This window comes from Cellulomonas sp. NS3, assembly GCF_024757985.1.
Lineage (GTDB): Bacteria > Actinomycetota > Actinomycetes > Actinomycetales > Cellulomonadaceae > Cellulomonas_A.
In genome coordinates, this window is record NZ_CP103289.1 from 3,206,418 (window position 1) to 3,219,329 (window position 12,912).

Consider the following 12,912-nt stretch of genomic DNA (forward strand, 5'->3'; position numbering starts at 1 on the left):
CCGTCACGGCCAAGGACCGAGCTCCGGGAGGCTGGCGGGCTCGCCGTCACGCTCCGCCGTGACCGGCCGCGACGGCTCCCGCCCGGCGAGCCAGGCGACGAGGTCCTCCGCGCGCTCGGCGTGCACGCGCACGAGCGCGCCGTCGCCGAGCTCCCACCGCGAGGCACCGCCCCCCGGGACGAGCGCGACCAGCACGCCGTCCGGCACGCGCGGCGCGAGGAACTCGACGAGGTGGTCGAGCAGCGCGGGCGACCAGGCGTCGTGCCCGACGGCGAGATCGAGGTCGACCAGGTGGATCGCGAGCTCACGCCACCAGGCGTGCGCGACGGCGGTCGCCGGCTGGTCGCGGTACCGCGTCGGGGCGTCCCAGTCCTCGGGCCCCAGGGCCGCGAGCGCCGACTCGACCCGGAGCGCCGCCGCGAGCACGTCGCGCGCGTGCACCTCGGCCGACGCACCGGCACCCGCCTCGATCGCGGCGTCCCGCGCCGGGCGTCCACCGTCGTAGAAGTCCACGAGCCGGCGCGCGCGGGCGTGCTCGAGCTGGCGCGCCGCCCCCGAGCCGACGCCCGCCAGGTGTGCGAGCACGTGCCCGCGCGTCCACCCGGGGAGCCGCGAGGGTGCCGCGACCTCGGCGTCGGTCAGCCGGGCGAGCACCTCCTCGAGCGTGCGGCGCAGGCGCACGACGTCCGCGACCACCCCCCGCCCCACCGCGTCCGACTGCTCTGCCGGTGTCAGGGCCACAACCTCGTCCGGGTCCATCCCGCCGCCTCCCTCCGGTACACCACGCGCACGTGCGCCCGCTCGGGGCTGCCCTGCCAGAACTCGACCTCCTCGGGCACCACGACCCAGACCTGCCACTCGGGCAGCACGAGCTCGCGGTCCTCGTCGGCGCGTGCCGTCGCGTCGGCGATCGCCGTCACGAGCTCGGCGTGCGAGCCGAGCGGCTCGCCGGGCCGGGTTGCGAGCGCCGCGCCGCGCGACGCCGGGGAGCGCTCGAGGAAGTCGGCGGCCGACGCCGCGGCCCCCATCGCGTGCGCCCACCCCGTGATCCGGACCTGCCGGGCGAGGGTCGGCCAGTAGAAGCTCGCGGCGACCGTGGCGTCCGCGGTGAGGTCGTGGATCTTGCGGCTGCGCGCATCGGTCGCGAAGTGCCAGCCGTCGGCGGTCACGTCCTTGAGCACCACGACCCGCGCCGAGACCGTGCCGTCGGCCCCGCGCGTCGAGAGCGTCATGGCCTGCGGCGCCGGCGCGCCCGCGTCGATGGCGCCGAGCACCCACTCCTCGAAGAGCGCGTGCGGGTCCGCAGGGGCCTCGTCGGGCTCGAACGCCGGCAGGTCGGCGCCGAACGCCGGGGCACGGCGCAGCCGTTCGCGGAGCGTCGGGTCCGCCGAGGCGCTCATGGCGTGCACGCGTGGGGCGACGCGCCGAGGGGACGGGGGGCCACGCCGGGGTGCGTCACCCGGTCAGTATCTCCGGCGGGCGCCCGTCGGCGGAAGAGCAGGTCACACGAGTGCGGCGACCGTCAGGACGACCGCGAGCGCCGGGAACAGGCCCTGGGTCAGGGCGGCGCGCGCCATCCGGCGGTCCGTCCGGACGAGCACGAGGGCGGCGGCCGCCATCGAGCCGCACGCGAGCAGGACGAGGGCCGCTCCGACGTCGCGCGAGCCGGCTGCCGCGAGCACGACCCCGACGAACGCGCCGACGGCGAGGAACAGGTTGTAGAAGCCCTGGTTGTAGGCCCACGGGCGCACGGCCTCGACATCCTCCGTCCGCGTGCGGAAGCGCCCGTGGACCTCGGGGCGCTCGAAGCGCACCGACTCGAGCACGAAGATCACGACGTGGACCGCGGCGGCGATCGCGGCGAGGACGAGGGCGAGGGTCAGGAGCATGCGGACAGCATCCTCTCCCCGGCCGTGCCCCCGGGGCCGCCGGGCGACCCCGGCGCCGGCCTCAGGTCCACCCGGTCCCGACCCGGCTCGGAGCCCGGTCCCCCCGGCCGACCTACCCTGGACCCGTGGAACCGACCGCACCCGCGCACCTCGTGCTGCCCGCCGAGGCGTGGGTCGGCCGCGCCCGCGAGCACGCTGCCCGCGCCGACGCGCTGACGCAGGCGCACCGCGCCCGGCGGGCGGCCGGCGAGCGCCACGCGATCGACGACTTCCTGTACGACTACTACGGGACCAAGCCCGCGCTCCTGCGCCGGTGGCACCCGGGAGCCGGCACCGCGCTCGCCCCGACACCGGCCGGCCCGGCGGAGCACGCGGCGTGGCGCTGGTACCGCACCGACCCCGGCGGCGTCGTCGCCCTCGACACCGGGGCGTTCCTCGCCGAGCGCCGGGACACGGTCGCGTTCGTCCGCACCCTGCTCGCGCGGACCGCGGCCCGCCCGGCGTCCACGGGCTGCCTGGGGCTGCACGAGTGGGCGATGGTCTACCGCCAGGACGACGAGCGCCGCCGGCACACGCTGCCGCTGCGCCTCGGCCGGGACGGCACCGACGCGGTGGTCGAGCAGCTGCCGCTGCAGTGCACGCACTTCGACGCGTTCCGCTTCTTCACGCCCGACGCGGTGCCGCGCAACCGGGCGCTGCTGAGCCGGGCGGAGCAGGTCGACCACGAGCAGCCGGGGTGCCTGCACGCCAACATGGACCTGTTCAAGTGGGCGTCCAAGCTGGGCCCCGCGGTGCCCGGCGAGCTCGTGCTCGACTGCTTCGAGCTCGCCCGGGACGTCCGCACGCTCGACATGCAGGCGTCGCCGTACGACGTGAGCTCGCTCGGGGAGCGGCCGGTCGCGATCGAGACCGCCGCGGGGAAGGCCGAGTACGTGCGGCGGCAGCGGGGGTTCGCCGAGCGGGCGGCCGTCCTGCGCGCGCGGCTGCTCGCCGTGGCGGGCGGCGTGCTCGACGCGGACCCGGCGCTCGCGTCCTGAGGACCTGCTCGCCCGGCCCGGCGCGACGCAGAAACGCGAAACGGACCTTTTACGTGACGTTCATCACGAGGCAGCGCACCGCGGGGAATTGTCGGTAATACTTGCTGCACATCGACCACCGACATGGGAGGGGCCATGGAGATGACGAGCACCGACGAGATGACCACCGCGACCGACGAGCGCGACGAGATCAGCTTCACGAGCGTGAGCAACCCGCGCCGCGTGCGCATCTGACCAGCACCGACGCCAGGCTTCGAAGCCCGGCGCGGCCCCGCACCGCCGGGCCGCGCCGGGCTTCGCGCGTTCTCCCGGAATCTCGTGCGGGTCGCGCGAAACTCCCCGCGGGAGCGGTCGGGATTTCTTCCGGAAACATCGCTGCAGCGGTGGCGACATTCTTGGTCATGTGTTCAGATGACCAGCGGGTGCGTGCCCTGCCAGGATCTGCCCATGAGCGTGCGCTACCCCGACCCCCTCGCGCCCGGTGACCGCGTCGCGGTGACGGCCCCCTCCGCAGGCGTCGCCGCACGGTTCCGACCGCGCCTCGACCGCGCGCTGCGCGAGCTCGAGGCCCGCGGTCTCGAGGTCGTGCTCGGCGAGTGCCTCGACGGCGACGGCGTGGTCAGCGCCCCGGCCGCCCACCGCGCCGCCGAGCTGACCGCGATGCTCGTCGACCCGGCTGTGCGCGCCGTCGTCCCGCCGTGGGGAGGCGTGCTCGCGATCGACCTCGTCGACCTGCTCGACTGGGACGCGGTCGCCGCCGCGCGGCCGACGTGGTTCGTAGGCTTCTCGGACACCTCGACCCTGCTCACCGCGATGACGCTGCGCACCGGTGTCGCGACCGTGCACGGACCGGCGCTCATGGAGCTGCCCTACACGACCCCCGCGCCGCTCCTGCCGTGGCTCGACGTGGTCCGGGCACCGGCGGGCGCCCCGCTGCGCCAGGGGCCGTCCGCGCAGCACGTCGGGGGCGGGTGGGACGACGTCGTGGCGCACCCCCACGTCGACCGGTACACGCTGGACACGCCCTCGGCCTGGGTCCGGCTCGACGGCGGTGCGGGTGACGTCGTCGCGCGCGGGCGCCTCGTCGGCGGCTGCCTCGAGACCATCACGCACCTGGCCGGCAGCCCGTACGGCGACGTCCCCGGGTTCGCCCGCGCGCACGCGCCCGAGGGTCTCGTGGTCTACGTCGAGGCGTCCGAGGACACCGCGTTCAGCACTGCTCGGCGGCTGCACGGGCTGCGGCTCGCGGGCTGGTTCGACGACGCGTCCGCCGTCCTGGTCGGGCGCACGAGCGCGCCGGACTCCCCCGGCTTCACGCAGCACGACGCGGTGCGCGACGCGCTCGGGGGCCTCGGTGTCCCGGTCGTCGCGGACGTCGACTGCGGGCACGTGCCGCCGCAGATGACGCTCGTCAACGGCGCGCTCGCGACGCTCACGTGGCGGGGCGACGAGCGCTCGCTCGTGCAGGAGCTCGTGTAGTCCACCCGTGCTGCGCTCTCGCGCCTCGCGCGTCCCGCCCGGCGGGGGCACGATGGCGTGATCCGTGAGCGGGGGGCGCGACGTGGACTTCATCCAGCAGAACCTGATCGACCCGGTGTCGGGCTTCCTGTGGACGTACGTGCTCGTCTACGTGCTGCTCGGGGTCGGCGTGTACTTCGGGATCCGCACGAGGTTCGTGCAGGTGCGGCTGTTCCCGCGCATGCTGCGCCAGATCCTCTCGTCCCGGGGCGGCTCGGCCGGGGGCATCTCGTCGTTCCAGGCCTTCTGCGTGGGGCTGGCGTCCCGGGTCGGCACGGGGAACATCGCCGGGGTCGCGATCGCGCTGACGCTCGGTGGCCCGGGTGCGATCTTCTGGATGTGGGTCGTCGCGCTCGTGGGGATGGCCACGGCGCTGGTCGAGGCGACGCTCGCGCAGATCTTCAAGGTCGGCTCGCCGGACGGGAGCTTCCGTGGCGGTCCCGCGTTCTACATCGAGCGGGGACTCGGCTCGCGCCGCGGCGGCATCGTGTTCGCGGTGCTGCTCATCGGCACGTTCGGCATCGCGTTCAACATGGTCCAGGCGAACACGATCGCGGACGTCCTGCGGGGCGGGCACGGCGTCAGCACCGGCTGGTCGGCGCTCGGGCTCATGGCGCTCACGGCGCCCGTGGTGTTCGGGGGCGTGCGCCGCATCGCGAAGGTCGCCGAGGTCATGCTCCCCGCGATGGCGCTCGCGTACGTCCTGCTCGCGCTCGTGATCATCGCCCTGAACATCGGCCGGGTCGGCGACGTGCTGGCCGACATCGTGACCGCGGCGTTCGGCGTCGGCGAGGCCGCGGCCGGCATCACCGGCGGCCTCGCAGCGGCGCTGCTCAACGGCGCCAAGCGCGGGCTGTTCTCGAACGAGGCGGGCATGGGCAGCGCCCCGAACGCCGCCGCGACCGCGACGACGAGCCACCCGGTCAAGCAGGGCCTCATCCAGTCGCTCGGGGTGTTCGTCGACACGATCGTCGTGTGCTCGGCGACCGCCTTCATCATCCTGTTCGCGGGCGACGCGGTGTACACGCCCGGGTCGACGACCGACGGCGCGTCGCTCACCCAGGCCGCGGTCGCGCACGAGCTCGGCAGCGGCACGACGTGGCTCATGACCGTGCTCGTGTTCGTCTTCGCGTTCTCCTCGGTGCTCGGCAACTACTCCTACGCCGAGGTCAACATGAGCTACCTGCGCGCGCACCGCGTCGCCCTGACGGTGTTCCGGCTCGTCGTCGTCGCCGTCGTGGGGGCCGGGGCGGTGCTCGAGCTCGAGGCCGTGTGGGCGCTCGCGGACGTCGCGATGGGGCTCATGGCGCTCGTCAACCTCGTGGCGATCGTGCTGCTCGGCCGGTGGGCGCTCGGCGCGCTGCGCGACTTCGAGCGTCAGCTCCACGCGGGGGTCGACCCCGTGTTCCGCACGACGGGGAACGACGACCTGCCGCGGGACCTCACGGACAGCGTGTGGACCTCCGAGCCCCGGGACGAGGTGGCGCGGGCGACGATCTGACGCCGGCGGTCACGGCGGTCGTCCCGGCGGACCCCCTCAGGCGTCCCGCTCCGGGTCGCCGAGCAGCGACGCGGTGTGGTCGGGCACGTACGTCGACAGCTCGCGCGGCGGGCGCTCGTAGCCGCTCGACGCCTTCGGGCGGTCGGGCAGCTCGACCTTCTCGTGCGGGACGTCCTCGTACGGGATCGTCGAGAGCAGGTGGGCCATCATGTTGAGCCGGGCGTGCTTCTTGATGTCCGACTCCACGACGTACCAGGGGCTCGAGGGCACGTCGGTGTGCACGAGCATCTCGTCCTTGGCCCGCGAGTAGTCCTCCCACCGGTTGATCGACTCGAGGTCCATCGGGCTGAGCTTCCACTGCCGCACCGGGTCGGACAGGCGCGAGCGGAAGCGCTTGAGCTGCTCCTCGTCGGACACCGAGAACCAGTACTTGCGCAGCAGGATGCCGTCCTCGACGAGCATCTGCTCGAAGATCGGCGTCTGGCGCATGAACCGCGAGTACTCCTGCGGCGTGCAGAACCCCATGACGCGCTCGACGCCCGCGCGGTTGTACCAGGACCGGTCGAACAGCACGATCTCGCCCGCCGCGGGGAGCTGGGCGATGTAGCGCTGGTAGTACCACTGGCCGCGCTCGCGCTCGGTCGGCGCCGGCAGCGCCGCGATCCGCACGATGCGAGGGCTGAGGTACTCGGTGATCCGCTTGATCGTGCCGCCCTTGCCGGCCGCGTCGCGTCCCTCGAAGACGACGACGACGCGGGCACCGGTCGCCCGGACCCACTGCTGGACCTTGACGAGCTCGGCCTGGAGGCGGAACAGCTCGGCCTCGTAGACGTCGTTGTCGATCTTCGGCCCGCGCCGCTGCTTCTCGGCCTGCTTCGCGGCCTTCTTGGCGTGCGCGTCCTGCCCGTCACGCTGGCGGCTGTCCGTGGTTCCCATGTCCGGACGCTAGCGCCGACGACGCCGGCGCGCTCCCCGACGCGGACCGTGCGGACCTGCGGGCCTGGGAGGATGGCCCGGTGCCTGACGCCGACCGCCCGCTGACCCTCGCCGAGCGTGTCCCGGCCGACCCCCACGACCCCGACGCGCTGTACGACGCGTTCACCGGCTGGGCGAGCGAGCAGGGCCTCGCGCTCTACCCGCACCAGCAGGAGGCGCTGCTCGAGCTCGTGACGGGCTCGCACGTGATCCTCTCGACGCCGACCGGCTCGGGGAAGTCGCTCGTCGCGATCGCCGCACACTTCGTCGCGCTCGCGCAGGGCCGCCGGACGTTCTACACGGCGCCGCTCAAGGCGCTCGTGAGCGAGAAGTTCTTCGCGCTCGTCGAGGCGTTCGGCTCGGAGAACGTCGGGATGATGACGGGCGACTCCGCGGTCAACGCCGACGCCCCGATCATCTGCTGCACCGCCGAGATCCTCGCGAACCAGGCGCTGCGGCACGGGGCCGGGACCGACGCCGGCCAGGTCGTCATGGACGAGTTCCACTTCTACGCCGACCCGCAGCGCGGCTGGGCGTGGCAGGTGCCGCTGCTCGAGCTGCCCCGAGCCCAGTTCCTGCTCATGTCGGCGACGCTCGGGGACGTCGCGTTCTTCGCCGAGGACCTCACCCGCCGGACCGGCGAGCCCGTCGCGGTGATCGCCGACGCCGAGCGGCCCGTCCCGCTGACGTTCACGTACGCCGTCGAGCCGCTGCACGAGCTGCTCGAGGAGCTCGTGCGCACGCGCCGGGCCCCCGTGTACGTCGTGCACTTCACGCAGAAGGAGGCCGTCGAGCGCGCGCAAGCGCTGCTGTCGATGAACCTCGCGAGCCGCGAGCACCGCGACCGCATCGCCGACGAGCTCGGGGCGTTCCGGTTCGGCCCGGGCTTCGGGCGGACGCTGTCCCGGCTGCTGCGCCACGGCGTCGGCATCCACCACGCGGGGATGCTGCCCAAGTACCGCCGGGTCGTCGAGCGCCTCACGCAGAAGGGCCTGCTCCAGGTCGTCTGCGGCACGGACACCCTCGGCGTCGGCATCAACGTCCCGATCCGCACGGTCGTGCTCACGTCGCTCGTGAAGTACGACGGCGTGCGCATGCGCCACCTGTCCGCGCGCGAGTTCCACCAGATCGCCGGGCGGGCCGGACGCGCGGGCTACGACACCGTCGGGGAGGTCATCGTGCTCGCCCCGGAGCACGTGATCGAGAACCGCAAGCTGCTCGAGCGCGCCGGCGACGACCCGAAGAAGCTCAAGAAGATCGTCCGCAAGAAGGCTCCCGAGGGCGCGGTCAACTGGACGGACAAGACGTTCGAGCGCCTGCGCGACGCGCCGCCCGAGCCACTGACGTCGAGCTTCGCGGTGAGCCACGCGATGGTGCTCAACGTCCTCGCGCGCGAGGGCGACCCGGTCGCGGCCATGACCCGGCTGCTCACCGACAACCACGAGCCCGAGAGCGCCCGCGGCCGGCACGTGCGCCAGGCCGTCTCGGTGTACCGCTCGCTGCGCACCGCGGGCGTCGTCGAGCGCGTCGCCGTCCCGGCCACGGCGGGCGGGGCCGACCTCGGGGACCGCACCCGGCGCACCGTGCGTCTCACCGTCGACGTGCCCGCGAACTTCGCGCTCAACCAGCCGCTGTCGCCGTTCGCGTTCGCGGCGCTCGACCTGCTCGACCGCGACGACCCGGCCTACGCGCACGACGTGGTGTCCGTCATCGAGGCGACGCTCGACGACCCGCGCCAGGTGCTCGCGGCGCAGGAGAACAAAGCACGCGGCGAGGCGGTCGCGGCGATGAAGGCCGACGGCATCGAGTACGAGGAGCGCATGGCGCTGCTCGAGGACGTGTCCTACCCGCGCCCGCTGGCGGAGGTCCTGACGGCGACGTTCCACACGTACAAGCAGACGAACCCGTGGGTCGCCGACCACGAGCTGTCGCCGAAGTCGGTCGTCCGCGAGATGCACGAGCGCGCGATGACGTTCCCCGAGTACGTCTCGACGTACACGCTCGACCGCACCGAGGGCGTGCTGCTGCGGTACCTCGCCGACGCGTACCGCGCGCTGCGCCAGACGGTCCCCGAGGAGGCCCGCACCGAGGAGCTCCACGAGATCGTCGAGTGGCTCGGCGAGCTCGTGCGGCGCACCGACTCGAGCCTGCTCGACGAGTGGGAGCGGCTGCGCAACCCGCTCGACGAGCGCGGACCCGACGGCGAGCTGACCGCTGTCGAGGACGACGCTCCTCCGCCGGTCACGGCCAACCCGCGGGCGTTCCGCGCGCTCGTGCGGGGCGCGCTGTTCCGCCGCGTCGAGCTCGCGGCGCGCGAGGCGTACGGGGCGCTCGCGGCGCTGGGCGACAAGGACGCCGACGGCGAGGCGTGGGACGCCGACCGGTGGGCCCGGGCGCTGGACCCGTACTACGACGACCACGACGAGGTCCTCACCGGCGCACCCGCGCGCGGGCCCGCGCTCTTCACCGTCGTCGACCGCTCCGCACCCGGCCACGAGCTCCCCGCCGGCGCGGTCGCGGGCACGTGGGAGGTCCGCCAGGTGCTCGACGACCCGGCCGGCGACCACGACTGGCGCATCGACGCGGTCGTCGACCTCGCGGCGAGCGACGCCGTCGGGGAGGTCGTCCTGACCGTCGTGGCGGTCGGGCGGCTCTGAGCCGGGCGGCCCGGCCCGGGACCTCGCGGTCCGGCGCGAGGCCGGCGCCGGGGTGCGTCAGTACAGGAAGATCGGCAGCCACTCGCGGTTGTGCGCGTGCACGAGCGCGAGGAAGAGCACGAGGTCGAACAGCAGGTGCACCGACACCACGTACGTCAGCGACTTCGTGAGCTTGAACGTGTACCCCTGCAGCAGCGCGAACGGGTACGTCAGCAGCGGCCCCCACGCCTGGTAGCCGATCTCCCACAGGAACGACGCGAACACCACCGCCTGCAGCAGGTTCGCGAGCCAGTCGGGGAAGTGCCGCCGTAGCAGCGTGAACGTGGTGCACACGAAGAACAGCTCGTCCCAGATCCCGACCGCGTTCACGCCGAGGAACAGGCGCACGAAGATCGTGGGGTCCGAGGCGTCCGGCCAGTTCGTGTAGACCCCGGTCCGGATGAGGTAGAACGGCAGGATCAGGTACCCGAGCAGCACGACGAGCAGCAGGTACAGCCGCGCGGGCAGCGGCCAGGGCTTCCCGGTGCGGACCGGGAAGCGGATGAGGTCCTCGCGGTACACGAACCGCGAGACGGCCCACGGGACGAGCACCGCGAGCGCGAGCGCGGAGCCCATGAGCGCCATGTGGCTGATGCTCAGGTCCGCGTCGAGCGGGACGAGGCTGATGATCGTCAGTCCCGCGGCGACGAGCACGAGGTGCCGGGCGAGCTCGCGGTCGACGACCGCCGCGAGCGCGACGGCCGCGGCGAGCGTCACGTACCCGGCGACGTGCTGGACGCCGAACAGCAGGACCGCCGACGCGCACAGCAGCAGCACGGGGGGCAGCTTCCAGCTGAGGGCCGCACGCTCGTCCTGCAGCGTCGGCGTCGCGGTCACCGGGACAGCGTGCCACGACCCGGCGCCCGCGCCCGGCGGACCGACGCGCCGGGTGCGGCGGGTCCGGCCGCCCGGTGCCGGGGAGGGCTCGCCGCGCCCGCTGCCGGGCCACGACCTAGCGTGAGGAGCACACCGACGACGTGGAGGACGACGATGACCGCACCGACGACCAACGAGGCGTCCGACGACGACCTGACGACCATCGCAGCGATCGTGAAGGCCGCCAAGATCGCGCTGCTGACGACGACGACGCTCGACGGGCACCTGCACAGCCGTCCGCTCGCGGTCCAGGACGCCGACTACGACGGCGAGCTGTGGTTCTTCACGCAGGACCCGAGCCGCAAGGTCGACGACATCCGCACGCACCCTCAGGTCAACGCGGCGTTCGAGTCGGACAAGGGCTTCCTGTCCATCGCCGGGCGCGCCGAGCTCGTGCACGACCGCGCCAAGATCGACGAGCTGTGGTCGCCGCAGGTCTCGGCTTGGTTCCCCGAGGGCAAGGACGACCCGACGGTCGCGCTGCTGCGCGTCGTGCCCGAGTCCGCGGAGTACTGGAGCGACGACACCCCGAACGTCGTCAAGGTGTTCAAGATCGCGAAGGCGGCGGTCTCCGGGGGCCAGCCGGACATCGGCGAGAACCGGTCCGTCGAGCTCTGACGGGGCCTCCGAGCCGGTGCGACGGGCCGCTCGGCGGGCGGCACCGAGGTAAGGCAGTCCTGCGTCTGCCCAGGTCAGGGCAGGCAAACCTGCGATGACAGATCGTGGCGGGACTCCTACCGTGAGGTCATGACCACGCACCCGTCGCCCACGGTCCTGCCGTCGCTCCCCGCGTTCGACACCGACTTCGCGTCGCGGCTCAACTGGCTGCGCGCAGGGGTCCTCGGGGCCAACGACGGCATCGTGTCGATCGCCGCGATGGTCGTGGGCGTCGCGGCCGCCACTCCGTCGGTCCCGGCCGTCGCGATCGCCGGCGCCGCGGGGCTCGTCGCGGGGGCGCTCTCGATGGCGTCGGGCGAGTACGTCTCGGTGAGCAGCCAGCGCGACGCCGAGCGGTCGCGCGCTGCCGGCGGCGTGGGCGACGGCGAGCCGCACCTGACGAGCGCGTGGCACGCCGCGGGCGCCTCACTGGTCGCCTTCGTCGCCGGTGGGCTCGTCCCCCTGCTGGTGGTCCTCACTGCTCCGGCCGGGGCACGCGTGCCCGCGACGTTCGCCGCGGTGGTGCTGGCGCTCGCGCTGACCGGGCACGTGAGCGCACGCCTCGGCGGCTCGGCGTCCGGCCCGGCCGTGCGCCGCAACGTGCTCGGCGGCGGGCTCGCGATGGCCGTCACCTACGGCGTCGGGCTGCTGGTCGGCATCGCGGTCTGACGCCCGCGGACGGCTCGACCCCGGCGGGCCCGAGCGAGGCGGCCCGGGGGTGACGCGCCCGGCAGGACCGACCGCGGCGCCGCACCCGGGTCCACGGCACGGGCACCCGGGAGCCCGATGAGCCATCTCGCCGCTGGCTAGGCTTCCGCCGTGGCACCGAAGAAGCCCGCGCCGTCGGGCACCCCCGCGCTCGTCGCGCTCGCCGCGGCCGGCGTCGCGCACACCGCGCACCCGTACGAGCACGACCCCGCGAGCGACGTCGGGTACGGCCTGGAGGCCGCCCAGGCGCTCGGCGTCCCGCCCGAGCAGGTCTTCAAGACCCTCATGACGAGCGTCGACGGCACGCTCACCGTCGCCGTCGTCCCCGTCACGGGGAAGCTCGACCTCAAGGCGCTCGCGCACGCGGCGGGCGGCAAGAAGGCCGCGATGGCCGAGCGCGCCGCCGCCGAGCGCGCCACGGGCTACGTCGCCGGCGGGATCTCGCCGCTCGGCCAGAAGACCCCCCACCCGACCGTCGTCGACGAGACCGTCTGGCTGTTCGACACCGTGCTCGTCTCGGGCGGCCGGCGGGGCCTCGACGTCGAGCTCGCCCCCGCGGACCTCGTGCGCCTCACGGACGCGACGGTCGCGGACATCGCACGCGACTAGGCGCTCGGGTCAGCGACCCGCGGCGGCGAACGGGTGCGACGTCGGGACGATCTCCTTGCCGAGCGGCAGGAGCGAGACGGGAATCAGCTTGAGGTTCGCGATGCCCATCGGGATGCCGATGATGGACACGAACAGCGGCACGGCCGTCAGGACGTGCCCGATCGCGAGCCAGATCCCCGCGACGAGGACCCAGATCACGTTGCCGAGCGTCGACCACGCGCCCGCGCCGGGCTTGTCGACGACCGTGCGCCCGAACGGCCACAGCACGTAGCTCGCGATCCGGAACGAGGCGATGCCGAAGGGGATCGTCACGACCAGCACGCAGCACACGATGCCGGCGACGACGTAGCCGAGCGCGAGCCAGAGCCCGGCGAAGACGAGCCAGATGAGGTTGAGGAGCGTGTTCACGCCTCCACTGTCCCGCACCGCGTGACCCCCCGGGATCG

Annotated in this window: 13 protein-coding genes; 7 read left to right on the forward strand and 6 right to left on the reverse strand. The window is 73.8% G+C overall.

Annotated elements, in window-relative coordinates:
- Nucleotides 1-3: 3 nt before the first annotated feature.
- The 3 genes from NXY84_RS14660 to NXY84_RS14670 form a co-directional block, all read right to left on the reverse strand.
- Nucleotides 4-759, reverse strand: coding sequence for a maleylpyruvate isomerase family mycothiol-dependent enzyme (locus NXY84_RS14660; RefSeq protein ID WP_258723801.1), 756 nt, complete (start codon nt 757-759; stop codon nt 4-6).
- Entirely contained in the window at nt 732-1,400 is a 669-nt protein-coding gene (locus NXY84_RS14665) for a pyridoxine/pyridoxamine 5'-phosphate oxidase (RefSeq protein WP_258723802.1), read from the reverse strand. Before NXY84_RS14665 ends, NXY84_RS14660 begins: the two co-directional genes overlap by 28 nt.
- A gap of 102 nt (nt 1,401-1,502) precedes the next feature.
- Nucleotides 1,503-1,889, reverse strand: a complete 387-nt coding sequence (locus NXY84_RS14670; protein ID WP_258723803.1) for a DUF1304 domain-containing protein — start codon at nt 1,887-1,889, stop codon at nt 1,503-1,505.
- A gap of 125 nt (nt 1,890-2,014) precedes the next feature.
- Here NXY84_RS14670 and NXY84_RS14675 point away from each other — a divergent pair, with 125 nt between their 5' ends.
- From NXY84_RS14675 to NXY84_RS14685, 3 genes are all read left to right on the forward strand, one after another.
- Nucleotides 2,015-2,926, forward strand: a complete 912-nt coding sequence (locus NXY84_RS14675; protein WP_396126239.1) for a 3-methyladenine DNA glycosylase — start codon at nt 2,015-2,017, stop codon at nt 2,924-2,926.
- 447 nt (nt 2,927-3,373) lie between these two features.
- Nucleotides 3,374-4,405, forward strand: coding sequence for a S66 family peptidase (locus tag NXY84_RS14680; protein ID WP_258723804.1), 1,032 nt, complete (start codon nt 3,374-3,376; stop codon nt 4,403-4,405).
- A 64-nt stretch (nt 4,406-4,469) separates the two neighbouring features.
- Nucleotides 4,470-5,945 (forward strand): alanine/glycine:cation symporter family protein, encoded by a 1,476-nt coding sequence (locus NXY84_RS14685; RefSeq protein WP_258723805.1) that lies wholly within the window; start codon nt 4,470-4,472, stop codon nt 5,943-5,945.
- 36 nt (nt 5,946-5,981) lie between these two features.
- Here NXY84_RS14685 and ppk2 read toward each other — a convergent pair whose 3' ends face one another.
- Entirely contained in the window at nt 5,982-6,881 is a 900-nt protein-coding gene (ppk2, locus tag NXY84_RS14690) for a polyphosphate kinase 2 (protein ID WP_258723806.1), read from the reverse strand.
- Between the two features lie 80 nt (nt 6,882-6,961).
- On the opposite strand from ppk2, the gene NXY84_RS14695 reads away from it, so the two are divergent.
- The gene (locus NXY84_RS14695) at nt 6,962-9,577 is read left to right on the forward strand and encodes a DEAD/DEAH box helicase (protein WP_258723807.1); all 2,616 of its coding nucleotides are present in this window, start codon (nt 6,962-6,964) and stop codon (nt 9,575-9,577) included.
- A 57-nt stretch (nt 9,578-9,634) separates the two neighbouring features.
- Here the strand turns inward: NXY84_RS14695 and NXY84_RS14700 are convergent, their stop codons facing one another.
- Complete coding sequence (locus NXY84_RS14700) at nt 9,635-10,453, reverse strand: CPBP family intramembrane glutamic endopeptidase (RefSeq protein WP_258723808.1); 819 nt, start codon at nt 10,451-10,453, stop codon at nt 9,635-9,637.
- A 153-nt stretch (nt 10,454-10,606) separates the two neighbouring features.
- On the opposite strand from NXY84_RS14700, the gene NXY84_RS14705 reads away from it, so the two are divergent.
- The 3 genes from NXY84_RS14705 (at nt 10,607) to ybaK (ending at nt 12,466) form a co-directional block, all read left to right on the forward strand.
- Nucleotides 10,607-11,110: a pyridoxamine 5'-phosphate oxidase family protein gene (locus NXY84_RS14705; protein WP_258723809.1), complete on the forward strand. Its 504-nt coding sequence runs from the start codon at nt 10,607-10,609 to the stop codon at nt 11,108-11,110.
- A gap of 129 nt (nt 11,111-11,239) precedes the next feature.
- Entirely contained in the window at nt 11,240-11,818 is a 579-nt protein-coding gene (locus NXY84_RS14710; protein WP_258723810.1) for a VIT1/CCC1 transporter family protein, read from the forward strand.
- Nucleotides 11,819-11,968: 150 nt separating this feature from the next.
- Complete coding sequence (gene ybaK, locus NXY84_RS14715) at nt 11,969-12,466, forward strand: Cys-tRNA(Pro) deacylase (protein WP_258723811.1); 498 nt, start codon at nt 11,969-11,971, stop codon at nt 12,464-12,466.
- 9 nt (nt 12,467-12,475) lie between these two features.
- On the opposite strand, the gene NXY84_RS14720 is transcribed toward ybaK, so the two are convergent.
- On the reverse strand, nt 12,476-12,874 hold the full coding sequence (locus NXY84_RS14720; protein ID WP_258723812.1) for a YccF domain-containing protein: 399 nt from the start codon (nt 12,872-12,874) through the stop codon (nt 12,476-12,478).
- Nucleotides 12,875-12,912: the final 38 nt, after the last annotated feature.

Bases quoted from the DNA above. Each gene is read 5' to 3' on its own strand.
- NXY84_RS14660 (WP_258723801.1), bottom strand. From the start codon at position 759: ATGGACCCGGACGAGGTTGTGGCCCTGACACCGGCAGAGCAGTCGGAC.
- NXY84_RS14665 (WP_258723802.1), bottom strand. From the start codon at position 1,400: ATGAGCGCCTCGGCGGACCCGACGCTCCGCGAACGGCTGCGCCGTGCC.
- NXY84_RS14670 (WP_258723803.1), bottom strand. From the start codon at position 1,889: ATGCTCCTGACCCTCGCCCTCGTCCTCGCCGCGATCGCCGCCGCGGTC.
- NXY84_RS14680 (WP_258723804.1), top strand. From the start codon at position 3,374: ATGAGCGTGCGCTACCCCGACCCCCTCGCGCCCGGTGACCGCGTCGCG.
- ppk2 (WP_258723806.1), bottom strand. From the start codon at position 6,881: ATGGGAACCACGGACAGCCGCCAGCGTGACGGGCAGGACGCGCACGCC.
- NXY84_RS14705 (WP_258723809.1), top strand. From the start codon at position 10,607: ATGACCGCACCGACGACCAACGAGGCGTCCGACGACGACCTGACGACC.
- NXY84_RS14710 (WP_258723810.1), top strand. From the start codon at position 11,240: ATGACCACGCACCCGTCGCCCACGGTCCTGCCGTCGCTCCCCGCGTTC.